At 62.1% G+C, this 15017-nt stretch carries 17 protein-coding genes; 6 read left to right on the forward strand and 11 right to left on the reverse strand.

Going from position 1 to position 15017, the window contains the following annotated elements:
* Positions 1 to 18 precede the first annotated feature (18 nt).
* Both D2V17_RS15060 and D2V17_RS15065 read right to left on the reverse strand, forming a co-directional pair.
* Positions 19 to 1476: an aldehyde dehydrogenase family protein gene (locus D2V17_RS15060; RefSeq protein WP_119593662.1), complete on the reverse strand. Its 1458-nt coding sequence runs from the start codon at positions 1474 to 1476 to the stop codon at positions 19 to 21.
* Between the two features lie 81 nt (positions 1477 to 1557).
* Entirely contained in the window at positions 1558 to 2178 is a 621-nt protein-coding gene (locus D2V17_RS15065) for a MarR family winged helix-turn-helix transcriptional regulator (protein ID WP_191229222.1), read from the reverse strand.
* 139 nt (positions 2179 to 2317) lie between these two features.
* On the opposite strand from D2V17_RS15065, the gene D2V17_RS15070 reads away from it, so the two are divergent.
* Positions 2318 to 3598, forward strand: coding sequence for an aromatic ring-hydroxylating oxygenase subunit alpha (locus D2V17_RS15070; RefSeq protein ID WP_119593625.1), 1281 nt, complete (start codon positions 2318 to 2320; stop codon positions 3596 to 3598).
* Positions 3599 to 3650: 52 nt separating this feature from the next.
* Here D2V17_RS15070 and D2V17_RS15075 read toward each other — a convergent pair whose 3' ends face one another.
* The 4 genes from D2V17_RS15075 to D2V17_RS15090 are packed head-to-tail and all read right to left on the reverse strand — an operon-like array spanning position 3651 to position 7015.
* The gene (locus tag D2V17_RS15075; RefSeq protein ID WP_119593626.1) at positions 3651 to 4649 is read right to left on the reverse strand and encodes an amidohydrolase family protein; all 999 of its coding nucleotides are present in this window, start codon (positions 4647 to 4649) and stop codon (positions 3651 to 3653) included.
* Positions 4646 to 5311 (reverse strand): RraA family protein, encoded by a 666-nt coding sequence (locus D2V17_RS15080; RefSeq protein WP_119593627.1) that lies wholly within the window; start codon positions 5309 to 5311, stop codon positions 4646 to 4648. The genes D2V17_RS15075 and D2V17_RS15080 overlap by 4 nt, the downstream gene beginning before the upstream one ends.
* The gene (locus tag D2V17_RS15085) at positions 5304 to 5975 is read right to left on the reverse strand and encodes an RraA family protein (RefSeq protein WP_119593628.1); all 672 of its coding nucleotides are present in this window, start codon (positions 5973 to 5975) and stop codon (positions 5304 to 5306) included. Before D2V17_RS15085 ends, D2V17_RS15080 begins: the two co-directional genes overlap by 8 nt.
* Positions 5976 to 6004: 29 nt before the next feature.
* Positions 6005 to 7015 carry a DODA-type extradiol aromatic ring-opening family dioxygenase gene (locus tag D2V17_RS15090; protein ID WP_119593629.1) on the reverse strand — a complete coding sequence of 337 codons (1011 nt, stop codon included), beginning with the start codon at positions 7013 to 7015 and terminating at the stop codon, positions 6005 to 6007.
* Positions 7016 to 7251: 236 nt separating this feature from the next.
* Between D2V17_RS15090 and D2V17_RS21580 the strand changes: the two genes are divergently transcribed.
* Complete coding sequence (locus D2V17_RS21580; RefSeq protein ID WP_119593630.1) at positions 7252 to 7482, forward strand: hypothetical protein; 231 nt, start codon at positions 7252 to 7254, stop codon at positions 7480 to 7482.
* A 10-nt stretch (positions 7483 to 7492) separates the two neighbouring features.
* Here D2V17_RS21580 and D2V17_RS15100 read toward each other — a convergent pair whose 3' ends face one another.
* Positions 7493 to 8677 carry an MFS transporter gene (locus tag D2V17_RS15100; RefSeq protein WP_119593631.1) on the reverse strand — a complete coding sequence of 395 codons (1185 nt, stop codon included), beginning with the start codon at positions 8675 to 8677 and terminating at the stop codon, positions 7493 to 7495.
* A 16-nt stretch (positions 8678 to 8693) separates the two neighbouring features.
* On the reverse strand, positions 8694 to 8849 hold the full coding sequence (locus tag D2V17_RS21415; RefSeq protein ID WP_191229223.1) for a hypothetical protein: 156 nt from the start codon (positions 8847 to 8849) through the stop codon (positions 8694 to 8696).
* A gap of 86 nt (positions 8850 to 8935) precedes the next feature.
* On the opposite strand from D2V17_RS21415, the gene D2V17_RS15105 reads away from it, so the two are divergent.
* Complete coding sequence (locus tag D2V17_RS15105) at positions 8936 to 9910, forward strand: LysR family transcriptional regulator (RefSeq protein ID WP_119593632.1); 975 nt, start codon at positions 8936 to 8938, stop codon at positions 9908 to 9910.
* Here the strand turns inward: D2V17_RS15105 and D2V17_RS15110 are convergent.
* Positions 9817 to 10443, reverse strand: coding sequence for a DNA-3-methyladenine glycosylase I (locus D2V17_RS15110; protein WP_119593633.1), 627 nt, complete (start codon positions 10441 to 10443; stop codon positions 9817 to 9819). The two genes, D2V17_RS15105 and D2V17_RS15110, sit on opposite strands and share 94 nt — an antisense overlap.
* 312 nt (positions 10444 to 10755) lie before the next feature.
* On the reverse strand, positions 10756 to 11352 hold the full coding sequence (locus D2V17_RS15115) for a hypothetical protein (protein ID WP_119593634.1): 597 nt from the start codon (positions 11350 to 11352) through the stop codon (positions 10756 to 10758).
* Between the two features lie 78 nt (positions 11353 to 11430).
* On the opposite strand from D2V17_RS15115, the gene D2V17_RS15120 reads away from it, so the two are divergent.
* Entirely contained in the window at positions 11431 to 12108 is a 678-nt protein-coding gene (locus D2V17_RS15120) for a helix-turn-helix transcriptional regulator (protein WP_119593635.1), read from the forward strand.
* A 579-nt stretch (positions 12109 to 12687) separates the two neighbouring features.
* Here D2V17_RS15120 and D2V17_RS15130 read toward each other — a convergent pair.
* Positions 12688 to 13566, reverse strand: coding sequence for a LysR family transcriptional regulator (locus D2V17_RS15130; protein ID WP_119593636.1), 879 nt, complete (start codon positions 13564 to 13566; stop codon positions 12688 to 12690).
* A gap of 99 nt (positions 13567 to 13665) precedes the next feature.
* Between D2V17_RS15130 and D2V17_RS15135 the strand changes: the two genes are divergently transcribed.
* Together D2V17_RS15135 and D2V17_RS15140 are read left to right on the forward strand one after the other, a co-directional pair.
* The gene (locus D2V17_RS15135) at positions 13666 to 14334 is read left to right on the forward strand and encodes a DsbA family protein (protein WP_119593637.1); all 669 of its coding nucleotides are present in this window, start codon (positions 13666 to 13668) and stop codon (positions 14332 to 14334) included.
* Between the two features lie 22 nt (positions 14335 to 14356).
* A complete protein-coding gene (locus tag D2V17_RS15140; protein ID WP_119593638.1) occupies positions 14357 to 14965 on the forward strand; it encodes an NAD(P)-dependent oxidoreductase in 609 nt (202 codons plus the stop codon).
* Positions 14966 to 15017: the final 52 nt, after the last annotated feature.

Consider the following 15017-nt stretch of genomic DNA (forward strand, 5'->3'; position numbering starts at 1 on the left):
TTTTCTGCCTTTGCCAGCTCAGCCGGAGGGCGGAACGGCGTTGATCGCCTGCATCTCCATGTAGGAATGCAGGCCCATCACGCCATGTTCACGGCCATAACCGGATTCCTTCATCCCGCCGAACGGCACATCGCTCTCGTTCACTCCGTGCCGGTTAATCCAGGCCGTGCCGCAATCCAGCCTGCGGGCCACAGCCGCGCAACGCGCGCCATCGCGGCCCCAGACCGACCCGCCCAGCCCCAGAGTCCCGGCATTGGCGCGGACAATCGCGTCGTCCTCGTCGGGAACGGATATGATCGGAATGACGGGGCCGAACTGCTCCTCGGCAACCAGCCGGGCGCTATCGTCGAGGCCGGTGATGACCGTCGGCGCAATGAAATAACCGGGCCTGTCGAGCGCAGCACCGCCCGCCAGGACCATCGCTCCCGGCTGCGATCTCGCATCGTCCACCAGCGACAGCACCTTTTCGTACTGCATGCGGTTCTGCACCGGGCCCATCTCCACCCCCTCTTCAAAAGCCGAACCCACTTTCAGGGCCTGCGCCTTTTCCGCGATCCGGGCCGCGAGTTCGTCGTGCACCGCGTGGTGGGCATAGATGCGCTTCACCGCCATGCATATCTGGCCGCAATTGTAGAATGCGCTGCGCGCCAATCCTGCGGCGGCAGCCTCAATGTCGGCATCGTCCAGCACAATGGCCGCGTCGTTGCCGCCCAGCTCCAGCGTTATGCGCTTCAAACTCGCCGACGCGCTTTGCATCACCTGCTTGCCGGTGGCGACCGAGCCGGTGAAGCTGATCTTGTCGATGCCCGGATGCGCCGTCATCCCGGCCCCGAACGCATTGCCTCCTGCCAGAATGTTGAGCACGCCCGGCGGGAAAATGCCCTGCGCCAGCTCGGCAACGGCCAGCGTCGCCAGAGGGGTGTAAGGCGACGGCTTCAGCACCAGCGTGTTGCCAGTGTAGAGCGCCTGAGCAACCTTGTGCATCGCCAGCGCCACCGGGAAATTCCATGGTGCAATACCCCCGACCACACCAAGCGGACGCCAGTTCAGCACCACCGCGCCGCGGTCATCGGCCCGCAGCGTCTGATCTGCGAGCGGCAGACTGGACAGGTGGCGAATATGAATGGCCGAAACCTTCAGCTCCACTTCCGCTTGCGGCAGAGGCTTGCCCTGCTCTCGCGACAGCAGCGGCGCGATCAGCGGCGCGGCCTGTTCCAGCACGGCCGCAAAGTCGTGCAGCACGGCGCGGCGCTGCTCAAGCGACCGAGCCTTCCATGCCGGCCAGGCCGCACGGGCGGCCGCAACAGCACGCTCCAGTTCTTCCACCCCGGCTTCCGGACATTCGGCAAACACCTTGCCGCTGGATGGGTCGGTCACCCCGAACGGCGCCCCCGCAGCGAGCAACTCCCCGCCCACAAGATGGCGTGGCTGCCAATGCTGCAAAGCCTCATCCTGTCTGAAATCCGTTGCGGGCATGCCTTCTCCTTCCATGTTCTCGTTGCGAGAACGGGATAAGAGAGAATGTTGCCTCAGTCTACAATATCCACACCGAACGCTTTAGCTGGAGCGCATCAACTGCCCGAGCATGTCGTGCAACTGGCGCACCGCCTCACGATCGATCGCCACCTTCTGCGAACGCCCCGAGCGAGAGGCCGCGACGGGCTTCTCCTTGTATTTGCGCCACTCCGCTTCCGGCCCGTCGCCGTCGGCCTCCATTACGTTCAGATGGTCGTGCAGCAGATCGAGACAGGCGATGAACGAGTCCCGCTGCTCGGGGGAGAGGACCGACAACAGACTGGCGTTGAGGACGTCGGACGCTGCGTGCAGTTGGCTGTGCAATTCGCGCCCGCTCTCGGTCAAGGAAATGATAATAGACCTTTGATCTTTCTCATTTTCCTTCTTTTCAATCAGGCCAGCTTCCACCAGCCGGTTGATGATCCGGCTGGCGTAGCTCTTCTCCAGATGCGCCATCGAGCACACGTCCTTGAAGGTCACCACATCAAGGCTGCCGGTAATGCCGATGATCCGGCATTCGGTCAGGCTCAGTCCGAACAGATTGCGGTAGTAGCGCTCGGCAAAACGCTCTGAATGGCCGCCAAGCATATGCAGCTTGAAGGTCATGAAATTACGGAATGACTTCAGACGCTGAACTCCGCCCTGCTGGCTATCATCGGTCAAAGGTCGCTCCTGGCAAAGGCAGCAAGCATAACCCCTGCCCGCCGCAGCGCAAAGAGGTCGCAGGCACATTCGCTTGACAATTTTTGTTGCCTTAGACAATCAGATTGCGGTAAATAATCATAGATACAGGAACCGAGAGATGCTGACCGAAGAGCAAAACCGCCTGCTGACAGAGGTCGGGCCGGGCAAACCCATGGGCGAATTGCTGCGCCGCTACTGGCATCCGATCGGCGGTGTATCCGAGCTTGAAGACACGCCCACCAAGCCCGTGCGGCTGATGGGGGAAGACCTTGTCCTGTATAAGGATCTGGACGGCAACTATGGCCTGATCGACAAGCATTGCCCGCACCGCCGGGCGGATATGGCGATGGGCTACGTGGAGAACTGCGGCCTGCGCTGCAGCTATCACGGCTGGCTGTTCGACCATAAAGGTGACTGCCTGGAACAGCCCTACGAAGACACCGCCAACCCTGGCGGACGCTATCGCGACAAGGTGAAGATCAAGGCCTATCCGGTCAAGGCCAAGGCAGGCCTGCTGTGGGCCTATCTCGGCCCCGCGCCCGCGCCCGAACTGCCCGACTGGGCCCCGTTCAACTGGAAGAACGGCTTTGTCCAGATCGTCCTGTCCGAAGTGCCGTGCAACTGGTTGCAGGGTCAGGAAAACTCCATCGATCCGGTCCATTTCGAATGGATGCACGCCAACTGGACCGTGCGCCTGCGGGGGCAGGAAGGCCCCTATGGCCCCAAGCATCTGAAGGTCGACTTTCGCGAGAAGGACTTTGGCTACACCTACAATCGCATCCGCGAGGATACCGACGAGAACCATCCGTTCTGGGAAGTCGGCCGCGCCTGCCTGTGGCCGAACGGCATCTTCACCGGCGACCATTTTGAGTTCCGCGTCCCGATCGACGATGAAAACATGCTGTCGGTCGGCTGGTTCTTCAGCCGCGTCCCGCGCGAGCAGGAGCCGTTCGAGCAGAAGACCATTCCAACCTGGCATGGTCCGGTCAAAGACCCGGAAACCGGCCACTGGATCACCAGCCATGTGATGAATCAGGACTTTGTCGCCTGGGCCGGCCAGGGGCGCATCTCCGACCGTACCAAGGAAAACCTCGGGCTCAGCGACAAGGGCATCGCCATGCTGCGGCGCCAGTTCCTGCGCGATCTCGACGTGATCGAGAACGGCGACGGCGATCCCAAGGGGATCATCCGTGACCCGGCCCGAAACCACAATCTGGAATTGCCGGTGTTCGATCTGGCAGCCATCGAAAAAGGCTTCACCAAGGAAGAGATCAGGAAACGCGGCCTGCTGCATCACACCCGCTTCATCTTCCAGGCCGGTCAGCCGGAATATGTGCGCAAGATGCAGGAAGAGGCCATGGGCATCGACATCGAGGCCAAAGGCTACGTCGACGGGTAATCGGACAACTCAGCGGCCTGCCTTCGATCTGCGAAGACAGGCCGTTTCGCGATCACAGGTCGAGATTGAACACCTTGCGGGCGTTGTCCTCGAAGATCATCTTCTTCTCCGCCGCGCTCAGCCAGTCGAAGCTCTCGATGCAGGGGGCGATGTGATCCATCATCACGCCCGTATCCGGGTTGATCGACGAGCCCACACCCGGACATTCGCTGCCGAACAGACACCGCTCCGGCCCCACCGTTTCGATCAGCAGACGCAGCGCGCCCTCGGTGTAGAGCACGGTGTCGAAATAGAGCTTGCGCATCTGCTCCGAAAAGCGGCGCGGACCGCGCAAGGACTGCGATTCAAACCGCCCGAACTGATAGGGCATGGCCCCGCCGCCATGGCTGACCACAATCTTCAGATCCGGGAAATCCTCGAAGACGGAGGAATTGCACAGCGTGTAGACCGCGATGGATTCCTCGTTGATGAAATGAAGCGAATAGGGCGTGCGTTCCGAGACCGAACTGGTCGCATGAATATGCGCGGGCATGTCCAGCTCGCACAGTTTCTCATAGAGTGGATACCAGTAGCGATCGCCCATGCCCGGTGCCTCTTCAGGGCCGTTTTCATAGGGGTCCGGGTTGAGCAGGAAGCCCTTGAAACCGAGGCTGACGCAGCGATCCATCTCCGCAAAAACATTCTCGATCGGTTCGCCTGCCACCTGCGGCAAGCCTGCCACGGGAATGAAGGTGTCGGGGATCAGCGTGCATTGGCGGTGAATGATGGTGTTCACTTCCTCGCAGAACCAGTGGACCAGACGGCCCGGCTGCACGGAGTTCATCATCTGGAACGGTCGCGGCGAAATCAGCTGCCTGTCCGTGCCGTGATCGTGCAGCAGTTGCAGGTGCCCGTCAGGCCAGGCCTCCTTCTTGCTGGCCGCGGCGATGATCTGTTCGTCGGTGACATTCACCTTGCCGCGCCCATGAGAACCGCGGTGGGCCAGAATGCTGGCCTTGTAAGCCCACAGCTCAACCGGGGCGCTCACGTGGCCATGGCAGTCGATAATCATTCGGCATCCTTCCTGGTCTGTAGACTATGGTATTTGAACTGGCGGCGCGCCTCATCGAGACGCATTCCGCCGCGCACGGCGGCCCGAATGCTGTCTTCCGCAGCCTCGATTTCCTCGGCAGCTGCCAGCACGGCCTCTTCGTGCTCATGCGGGATCACGATCACACCGTCGGGATCGCCCACGAGTATATCGCCCGGACCGACCCGAGCGCCGCCAATGGCGACAACGCAGTTCATCTCCTCGACCTGCACCCGGTCCTTGCCGGTGCGCATCCAGTGGTCGAGCGAGAAGATGGGATAGCCAAGGGTGCGGCACAGATGGACATCGCGGCTGACGCCATCGATCACCGTACCCGCCAGCCGGCGGCGATGGGCAATCTCTGTCAGAATATCACCCCAGATGGTGGCGTCGGTCCGACCATGATTGTCGATCACCACCACCGCCCCTTCGGGCACATCGTCGATATAGTCGCCCACGGTGCCGGGTGGGGTAGAATTGGGGCCGCAGCGCATGGTGAAAGCGCGTCCGGCCATGCGAAAGTCCGGATCGCGCCCCTTGATGCCATAGCACTGGCCAACAATGCCCAGCCGATCCAGCGCATCGCTGATGGTTGCGGTTTCGAGCTTGACAGCCCGTGCGACATTGCCATCCGGATCAGCCATCGTTGCGCGCCTCCAGCATATATTCGTAGTTGGCGCCGAGCACCTCGCTGGCGCTTTCGCCCCGCGCCAGCCGACACGTCATTTCTGCCTCGCGCGCGGCAATCATCTCGGCGGTTGCGATAATGTCGGCGGCTTGCCCCGCGGGCAGGAAGATCGCCGCGCTGCTGTCGGCAAAGGCAAGGTCGCCCGGCCTTACCGTGACATCGCCGACAATCACCGGCACGTCGGTCGCCTCTTCATGCACGCGGGCCCGCGCCGTTCGGGCGGTGAACCCGCGGCTGAAGACGGCGAAACCGATCTCGCGAGCTTCGTCGATATCGCGCACCAGCCCCTCGGCAATCACGCCGCAGACCCCGCGATGCTGAGCCGCGCGGCTGAGGATACCGCCCCACGACCCAGCCTCTATCCCGGTGCGCTGCTCCATGACGATAATGTCGCCCGCGTCGCTGGCATCGATGGCGGCAGCCCCGAGATGGCGCGGCCTGGTGCCGTTCGGCGGGGGCCCGGCGGCCAGCCTCACGGTGCGGACGCGGCCGGCAATCTTCACTCCGGGGGCAGAGGCTGTCAGCCCGGTGACGCACCCACCCAGCCCGAGCCGGTCCAGGGCATCGGACAGGGCGCAGGCATCCAGATCGCGCAATCGGGCGATCAGATCATCATCCATTTCGGTTCTCTCTCTCGGTCGGGGTTGTGCTATTGCCAGGCCACGAAGCCGTTGGCCGTGCCGGTGCCCGCTTCCGATCGGTAACAGGTCTCATAGCCGACCACGTCGCCGGTCAGGTCGCTGTCGAACAGCACGCCCGCTGCCGCGATCCATGTCTTCAACTCGGAAGAGCCGGACTGCAGCAGGGCTTCGTCGATGGAGGCCAGGGCCATCTGGTCGCGGGTGCGCAGGGCCTCGAAAATGCGGCGATCCAGTTGCTCGTCGATCACGAAATGGCTCATGCCACCAGAGCCGAACACCGCGATCCGCTTGCCTGCAAAGGCGGTTTTCAGCGCCCGCCCCACCGCCTGCCCAAAGGCAAAACAGCGCGCCGCGGTCGGCTGATTGGGCGGGAAGAACGTGTTAAAAATGACCGGGACATTGGGAATGACCTTGTCGCGCATAATCTGGCGATAGATAAACCCAAAGGCATGCGGAACACCGCTCGACCAGTGCCCCGGCGGCTCGGGTAACTGGCGCGATACGGCCACGTCGAACCCCTCGGCAATCACGCTTTTCACCAGATGCTCGGCCACTTGCGGACAGGCCGGATATTCACGGCGTTCGGGCGGGCTGTGCCCCCACTCGGCATCGTGAATGCCCGGCGGCATACGCGCCGCCTGCTCTGGCGATGCCGGCTGATCCCACAGGGTCTCGCCCATGAACACGGTGATGGCAGGCGTCAGATCATCCAGAAACAGCTCGCGCTGATCATTGCCCATGATAATGGCGACATCCGGCTTTGCCGCTGCAAACCGCGCGGCCATTTCGGCAATGGCGGCCTCACACCCCGCATGACGCTGCTTGCGCGCTGCAAGCGAGCACTTGTCGGCCAGCCCCTCATGCGCGCGCAACCGGACCAGAGCGTCAAAGTCGTAGGTTTGCCCGCGAAAGGGATGCTGGCGCTTCTTGTCTGCGACCACCCGCAGCGTCCATTGCTCAGGGTCGGTGGACAGGGTCGGGCCATGCGAGGTCCACATGCCCAAGACGATTTCACCCATTTCTCTCTCCCAACGCCCATTTTTTGGGCCGCTTGATGCTCCAGTGCCGCCAAAGCGGCCAACCGGGTCCTATCGGTGCTGCTCGTGTTCGCTAGCAATCGTGCCGCCGCCGCTTCTGCCGGAGAAAGTGCATGGAAAACGTACCAGACTGCTCACGCAACCTGCACCGCACGAAGCACGCGCATCCGCCATTCAGACCTCTCTTTTTGTAGCTTTAGGCATCTTTTATGTAGTCAATGACAACTATCTACACCTACGGCGGCCTCCGGGTCAACCGTTGGCTGTGCTGCCCGGTGCTCGCTGGCTCGGCGCAGGATCAGGCCAACCCTCACGCAGGCATGACGAATGATCAGATTCTGCGCGAACCCCTCTGCGAACAGGATGACCGGATACCCCACAAAGGCGGCAATGGGCGCCCCGCTGCCACCGGATGTTCCTTCGCAACGGTCGCGACGATGCTGCGGTGAGCCACGGTTCTCACCCTTCCGTGCATTCGTATCGCGGCGGCTCCCCACCGGCCCGTTGCGACCGGGTCATCGCCAGCACTGCGACAAGCCCGAGCGCGGCCATGATCGCCCCGGCAAGCGAGACGGCGGGATAGCCCCACCCAGCCGCGATAACGCCGCCGCCCAGCGCCGCGCCGAAGGCATTGCCCAGGTTGAACGCCCCGACATTGACTGCCGAGGCCAGATTGGGAGCATCGCCCGCCGCGTTCATCACGCGCACCTGCAACGGCGGCACCAAAGCAAAGCTGGCCACGCCCCACAGGAAAATCAGGATTGCCGCCGGTGTCCTGAACGGCATCAGCAGGGCGAAAGCGGCCAGCACCACGACCAATCCGCTCAGCGTCACGATCAGCGTGCGATCCACCGAGCGGTCAGCAAACCGTCCGCCCAGCCAGTTGCCCACGGTCAGCCCCATGCCATAGACGACCAGCATCGCCGTAACGAAGCCGATCGACGCATGGGTCTCCTGTTGCAGGATCGGCGCGATATAGGTGTAGACGGTGAACATCGCGCTCGCCCCCAGCACGGTGAGCCCAAGCGCGCTCAGCACCGCGCCCCGCGTCAGCACGCGCAACTCGTCGATCATGCTGGCGCCCTGCGGCGCGGGCCGGTCCGGCAGGGTCAGGCGCAGCGCCGCCATGGTGACCACGCCCAGAACGGCTATGCCCCAGAAGGCCGCGCGCCAGCCCAGCACGTCCCCCACCCAGGTGGCCAGCGGCACACCCACCACATTGGCGATGGTCAGCCCCATGAACATAGCCGCTACCGCGCTCGCGCCGCGCCCCGGTGGGACCACGCTGGCCGCGACCACCGAGCCAACGCCGAAGAAGGCGCCATGATTGAGTGAGGTGATGACGCGCGCAGCCAGCAGCAGGCCATAGCTGTGCGACATGGCCGCAACGAGATTGCCCAGCGTGAAGATCGCAGCGAGGCTAATCAGCAAGGTGCGCCGCGGCACCCTCCCGGTGGTGAGTGTCATCAGCGGCGCGCCCAGCATCACACCGATAGCATAGGCACTGATGAGCAGCCCGGCGGTGGGAATGGAAACCCCCAGATCGGTCGCGATCGCAGGCAGAAGGCCCATAGGAGAGAATTCCGTGACGCCGATTCCGAAAGCACCCGTCGCCAGCGCGAGAAGCGGAGGATTGAGTTTCATGGGGAGGTCTCCTTGCTCAGACCATTACCGGGTTCAGGCGGGTGAATTCTTCCTGACAGCGATAGGGCGCGTTCGGATAGGGCAGCGCGCTACCGGGCCGCCCCTCGATGGCGGCGCCGAAACACAGCAGCGGTACACGCAGCCCCTCTGCACTCCACTGGCGATAATCCATGACCATTCCCTTTGATTGCGTTTGAAGCAAAGATAGGAGACAGTCACCGGCACGTTTAGCCGATAGACAGTCGAAACAGCTTTGATATGAACGCAAAGATACTGCCCCCAACCGACCGTGCCCGTGCGCTCGAAGTGTTCGCTGCGGTAGCGGCGGAAGGCAGTTTTTCGGCGGCGGGACGCAAACTCGGGCTCACTGCATCAGCGGTCAGCCGGACGGTGGACCGGATCGAAGAGCGGCTGGGTGTGCGGCTGCTCTTGCGCACGACCCGTGCGCTGAGCCTCACCACCGAAGGGCAAAGCTACCTGTGTGCCGCACGGCGCATCCTCACCGATCTCAACGATGCCGAACAGGCAGTTGCCGACCTGGGGGCTCCGCGCGGGCGATTGCGGGTGAGCGCGGCCTTGTCGCATGGGCGCCTGTGCATCGTGCCGCTGCTGGGTGCATTCGCTGCGCGCTATCCGCATATTCTGATCGACATCAACCTCACCGACGCGCTCGTCGATATTGCCGGCGGACAGGCCGATATCGGCATTCGCTTCGGCCCGCTCGCCGACAGTGCATTGACGGCGCGCAGGCTGGGTGAAAGTCGCCGCGTGATCGTCGCCGCGCCCGACTATCTCGCTCGCCACGGGACGCCGCGCGTTCCGGAGGACTTGCACGAGCACAATTGCCTCAATTTCAATTTCCGCCGCGCCGAGCCGACCTGGCCCTTTCGCAAGGACGGGCGCGACTATGTCTTGAGCGTGCGCGGCTCGATCGAAGCGAACAACGGCGAGACGCTGGGCCAGCTTGCCATCGCAGGCGTTGGCGTGACACGGGTCGGCGCGTTCAGCGTCACAGCGGAAATAGCGGACGGACGGCTTGTGCCGCTGCTGGAAGACTACAACCCCGGCGACATCGAGGAAATTCACGCAGTTTTCGCAGGCGGAGCCAACATGCCCGCCCGCCTGCGCGTTTTCATCGACTATCTGGCCGAAGCGCTGAAGGAGCCTGCCGGAAGCGTGAACGCAGCCCGCGCCCGTTCCACCTCACCCCGCGTCACACACCCTTCGGCATGATCGTTGATCAGCCCCATCGCCTGCATGAAGGCATGGACCGTGGTTGGGCCGACGAACTTCCAGCCGCGTTTCTTCAAATCCTTCGACATCGCAATCGAGGCCGGTGACGTCGAAGCGAGGTAAGGCACATCCTCCCCGCGCGGCTCGAAGCTCCAGACATAGGCTGCGAGCGATCCCGCTTCGCGCACCAGTTCGCGGGCGCGGGCGGCATTGTTGATGACGGCCTCGATCTTGCCACGATGCCGCACGATCCCGGCATCCTGCAGCAGCCGCTCCACATCCGCCTCGCCGAATGCCGCGATCCGGTCGATATCGAAACCGGCGAAGGCCGCGCGAAAATTCTCGCGCTTGGTGAGAATGGTCCGCCAGGACAGGCCGGACTGGAAGCCTTCGAGGCTCAGCTTCTCGAACAGGCGCCGATCGTCATCGACCGGGAAACCCCATTCGGTGTCATGATAGGCGATATAGTCCGGCGTGGCCGCACACCAGCGACAGCGCGGCTGCCCGTCCGGGCCTTCGAACAGGGCGCTCATGACCTATGCCACCGCGGTGCCGTGACATGATGACAGGCCAGATTGCCGAGCCCGCGCCACAAAGACCCCGCCTTCGCTGGGCCGCTATTCAATTCCGGCATTTCGCGCCCCTTCCCCATAGTAAGCTCGTCCGCATAGAGACCAAATCCGCATTTGATCGGTTCAAAACGAACTCAAAGATATTCCCGTTTTGTTCTTACGGCAACCGTTCATTTCCTCTCCGGCCGCCAATGTCCTGTACACACCACCCGGCACAGGAAGAATGCAATCGAATGGGGGCCGGATTCGACGTTGGAGCCGGTGATCCGGGCGTTATGCTATCGCACCAAACTGCATGCTGACGGGCTCGATCATTGCAAGAAACGCCTCGCAATCCTCATTCCCGCTCCAACTGGCGCATATGGCTTCTGCAACCTCCTTCGATTGGGCAAACGCCAGGTCGGCCCAAATTCCATCCTTGAGCTTGGCCAGCCTCTGACCCCGCCAGCCAGATTGCCGGGAGAGATGACGGTCTACCATGTGCGCATGCGCGGAACGCAAGTCCTCTTCGGAAATGCCCGGCTTCAGGCGAAACAGGCCAAGTTCAATGCCATCGCCTGGCTGCATGAACGGCAGGCCCCCGACTTCCAGCGTAAAATGCCCCATGCCGTTGAACGTGTCGATCGAGCGACGAAATGGCGCAAATTCCTCCGCTGTGCCGACCTGTTTCCCTGCATCATGGGCAGCTTCCAGGCTGGTCCACCCGACCACATCTGCGCGGTCGGTCGCGTTTGTACTACCGCTCAGCGGCAACCAACCGGCGAAACCCGGCAATTTCGCAGCCATGCCGGCCGCAAGCTGGCGCTGGCGATCCGCTTCTACGGGTTCGATGGATGTGTAGGTGGCAATTTCAAGGCAGGGTTTTGACATAGCGAACGTCCTTTCTGGATGCCGCTGAATATCGCCTGCCCCTGACATTTTTTGTCAGGGGTATGATATGACGTCGCCATGAAATCACTTCGTCTCTTTTCTCTCCTGGATGAACTGCGCGCGGCAAAGCATCCTGTCTCATCCGCAGTTCTTGCCGAGCGGTTGGGCGTGTCGGTTCGAACCATCTACCGTGACATCGCGAGCTTGCAGTCCATAGGCGCTCCTATCCGTGGCGAATCCGGCCTTGGTTTCCAGCTGGAGGCGGGCTACTTCCTGCCCCCGCTGCACTTTACAGCCGACGAGCTTGAGGCCGTCATGCTGGGGATGCGTTTGCTCAGTGCCCGAAATGCCGGGGCCCTCCACGATGCGGCGTCACGCGCGCAAGGCAAGCTTGGAGCAACACTGGGAGATGCCGGGCGTGAGTTGCTGAGGCACATGCCCATGATGGCAGTGCGGCGTGATAACGACACGGACAAACGCGCTGAAGAATGGGAAAAGCTGATCAGGCTGGCCATCAGGGAGCGCCGCATCCTGGACATTGCCTACAACAGTTTGAACCAGACGCGTACACGCAGACGGATCCACCCTGTGGGCATGACGATCTTCGATGACGCCTGGCTACTGACAGCCTGGTGTGAAGTTGCTGAAGACTTCCGGAATTTCAGACTCGACAGGATCGACGCCGCTGAGGACACCGGGGAACATTTTCGGCCAATGAAAAGCCGGAGTTTTAAGGCCTATGTCGCGAGCCTTTGACGCACTGTGCCTGCTCGGCCGGCTGACGTGTGACCATCGTAAGCTATCGGACCGCGCTATTGACGTCTATTTCGACTGATCGAAGGGATGTCGTGAATGAAAGCCCGCGGCAAAGCGGTTCCAGGCAGTTATCGTTGTGATGACGAGGGTACGTTCTACCCGTTCACACTCGTCGAAGGCACGCCGCCAATGTTTCGTAATCGGAATTCGGGGCGCCGGTCGTCGCGAACCATGTAAGCGGCTCGGCCCATGCAAGTGCAGCCCGCTCCTGTGCATCGAAAGCCGGACTCTCCCGCCACGCAGACAAAACATCCAGCTTCTGCTGCGAGATTCCGACCGCTCGCGCCTTCCAAATCCATCATGGCCTGCATAGCCTTGGGCGCCGCGCGACAATAATCCATCCTGCCGGACAAGATTTGCACTCCACATCAGGCTCTTACGAGCCGTGTTAGCATGCGGAAACTGTCCACTAAAGGCTGACACTCCTGCCTTGCTGTACCAGACCAAACGACGGCCCGGTAGGATGGGCAGATCCTGGATATCGCTTGATCGAGCCGATTGCCAACACGCCAAAGAGCATCAGTGGCTCATCCGCGTGCCAAGGAAATCGATCAACACGCGTGCCGCCGTCGGCAGATGGTGCCGCGAAACGTATAGGGCGTGAATGCCCATGCTCTCGGGTTGCCATTCCTCCAGCACCCTTCGCAACCGACCCTCAGCAACATCGGCTTCGGCCGAGAAGCGCGGTAGCATGGCAATGCCCATTGCCGAGATCGCGGCGCGGCGAAGCGTGAGAGCGTCATTGGTCTGGAAGCTGCCGCTGACCTGTATCACGGACCTGGTTCGGCCATTCCCCAGCACCCATTCGCCCCCACCCAGATTGGCATAGGTCAGGCATTGGTGGCCCTTGAGGTCGTCGACATCGCCGGGCTGACCATGCGCCGTCAGGTAGGTGGGCGCGGCGTAAAGCCCGGATGGGCATGATCCCAGGCGTTTGGCTATCAGAGAGGGGTCGAGGCTGTTGGCGATCCTGATGGCGACATCGATGCGGTCCTGTACGAGGTCGACAGGGCGGTCGGAGATCAGAAGATCAATCTTGATATGCTGATACGCCTTGGCGAAATCCGCCAGCAGCGGGATGAGCAAAGCCTCCGCGAGAATGCTCGGAGCCGTCACCCGTAACCGGCCTCTCGGCGTGGCGGCATCCGCCGCAACGTCGCTGACGGCGTCAGCTATTCGCACCATGTCCTTGCACAGCTCGAGGACGCGCTCACCCGCCGAGGTCAGGCTGAGCCGGCGGGTCGTGCGGTGCAGGAGCCGGGTGCCTGACCAATCCTCGATCGAAGCGATGTAACGCGACGCCATGGCCCGCGACATGTCCAGCGCCTCGGCCGCCGCCGTTGCGCTTCCCCGCTCCACAGTTTCGATCAACACCTTCGCTGCCGTAATCCGGTCCATCTCAATTCGCTCGAATGATGCAACATTGTGTCGATCATTGTTATATTTATCTGCGAGATACGCAACAATATATATGTCCTCAGCAGTAAGGACATCGTTATGACCCAGACCATAGAACTCCAGTACTTCTTCGACCCCCTGTGCGGCTGGTGCTATGCAAGCGCCCCCGCGCTCGAAGGCCTCGCCAACAGGTTTCCGGCGCAGCTGCGCATGATGCCCTCGGGCCTCTTCTTCGGCACCCGGCCGGTCTCTTCGATAGCCGACCATGCCTGGCACAACGACCAGCGCATCCAGTCGCTCACCGGCCAGCGGTTTTCCGAGGACTATCACCAGAACGTCCTCCTCGCTCCCGATGGCGTGTTTACCTCTGCGCCGGCCACACTCGCCTTGCAGCTCCTCGGCGAAATCGATGCGAAGCTTGAGCCGGCATTCCTCCATGCCGCGCAGATTGCCCGCTATGTCGACGGGCGCGAAACATCGGGCGAAGAGGAAGTGGCCAGAGTGGCCGTGGCGGTCGCTGGCGAACACGGCTTCGACCTGACCGTTGAGGAGGTCATCGACCGGCTTCGGAACGATACCGCGCTGCGCGAACGCACGCTTGAGCGCATGGAAGCCTCGCAAACCCGTATGGATGAACTCGGCATTCGCGGCGTACCGCAGCTGGTCGCCGTGATCGACGGCAAGCCCACCGATCTCAACGGAGAGGTGCTCTACCATGGTCCCGAACGCCTGCTCGCAGCGATCGAAGACCTGACTGTCACCGTATAATCAAACAACGAAGGATCAAATCATGAAAATCGCACTTATCGGCGCTTCCGGTCAGGCTGGCTCCCGCATCCTGGCCGAGCTTTCGAGCCGTGGTCATGCCGTAACCGCCATTGCGCGCGACCCTGCCAAGATTGCATCCCTCGCGGGCGCAACTGCTGTCGCCGGCGATATCGAGGCAACCGAAGACTTGGCCAAAATCCTTGAGGGTCACGACGCCGTCATCAGCTCGGTTCACTTCTCGGCAAGCGATCCGGACAAGCTTGTTGCAGCCGTCAAAGCCTCTGGCGTGCGTCGCTACTATGTCGTCGGCGGCGCTGGCAGTCTCGAAGTGGCACCGGGCAAGCTTCTGATCGACACGCCTGAATTCCCGGCAATGTACAAGGCTGAGGCTCAGGGCGGCCTGGACTTCCTCAACAGGCTCAAGGGCGAGGCCGATCTGGACTGGACCTTCCTCTCCCCATCTGCCGCGTTCGTGCCGGGTGAGCGCACCGGCACCTTCCGACTGGGCAAGGATCAGCTCCTGACCAACGAAAACGGCAGCAGCATATCATTCGAAGATTTTGCCATTGCGCTTGCCGACGAAATCGAGACGCCAGCGCATGTTCGCCAGCGCTTCACCGTGGGCTACTGATCGGCCTGCAGATCCATGTGACATTCGATGCGGCGGAGACGCCGCATCGAAT

Source organism: Aurantiacibacter xanthus (assembly GCF_003584015.1).
Classification (GTDB): domain Bacteria; phylum Pseudomonadota; class Alphaproteobacteria; order Sphingomonadales; family Sphingomonadaceae; genus Alteraurantiacibacter; species Alteraurantiacibacter xanthus.

Bases quoted from the DNA above. Each gene is read 5' to 3' on its own strand.
- D2V17_RS15075 (WP_119593626.1), bottom strand. From the start codon at position 4,649: ATGATTATCGACTGCCATGGCCACGTGAGCGCCCCGGTTGAGCTGTGG.
- D2V17_RS15100 (WP_119593631.1), bottom strand. From the start codon at position 8,677: ATGAAACTCAATCCTCCGCTTCTCGCGCTGGCGACGGGTGCTTTCGGA.
- D2V17_RS15060 (WP_119593662.1), bottom strand. From the start codon at position 1,476: ATGCCCGCAACGGATTTCAGACAGGATGAGGCTTTGCAGCATTGGCAG.
- D2V17_RS15090 (WP_119593629.1), bottom strand. From the start codon at position 7,015: ATGGGTGAAATCGTCTTGGGCATGTGGACCTCGCATGGCCCGACCCTG.
- D2V17_RS15080 (WP_119593627.1), bottom strand. From the start codon at position 5,311: ATGGCTGATCCGGATGGCAATGTCGCACGGGCTGTCAAGCTCGAAACC.
- D2V17_RS15070 (WP_119593625.1), top strand. From the start codon at position 2,318: ATGCTGACCGAAGAGCAAAACCGCCTGCTGACAGAGGTCGGGCCGGGC.
- D2V17_RS21580 (WP_119593630.1), top strand. From the start codon at position 7,252: ATGACAACTATCTACACCTACGGCGGCCTCCGGGTCAACCGTTGGCTG.
- D2V17_RS21415 (WP_191229223.1), bottom strand. From the start codon at position 8,849: ATGGATTATCGCCAGTGGAGTGCAGAGGGGCTGCGTGTACCGCTGCTG.
- D2V17_RS15110 (WP_119593633.1), bottom strand. From the start codon at position 10,443: ATGAGCGCCCTGTTCGAAGGCCCGGACGGGCAGCCGCGCTGTCGCTGG.
- D2V17_RS15105 (WP_119593632.1), top strand. From the start codon at position 8,936: ATGAACGCAAAGATACTGCCCCCAACCGACCGTGCCCGTGCGCTCGAA.
- D2V17_RS15130 (WP_119593636.1), bottom strand. From the start codon at position 13,566: ATGGACCGGATTACGGCAGCGAAGGTGTTGATCGAAACTGTGGAGCGG.
- D2V17_RS15115 (WP_119593634.1), bottom strand. From the start codon at position 11,352: ATGTCAAAACCCTGCCTTGAAATTGCCACCTACACATCCATCGAACCC.
- D2V17_RS15085 (WP_119593628.1), bottom strand. From the start codon at position 5,975: ATGGATGATGATCTGATCGCCCGATTGCGCGATCTGGATGCCTGCGCC.
- D2V17_RS15120 (WP_119593635.1), top strand. From the start codon at position 11,431: ATGAAATCACTTCGTCTCTTTTCTCTCCTGGATGAACTGCGCGCGGCA.
- D2V17_RS15135 (WP_119593637.1), top strand. From the start codon at position 13,666: ATGACCCAGACCATAGAACTCCAGTACTTCTTCGACCCCCTGTGCGGC.
- D2V17_RS15140 (WP_119593638.1), top strand. From the start codon at position 14,357: ATGAAAATCGCACTTATCGGCGCTTCCGGTCAGGCTGGCTCCCGCATC.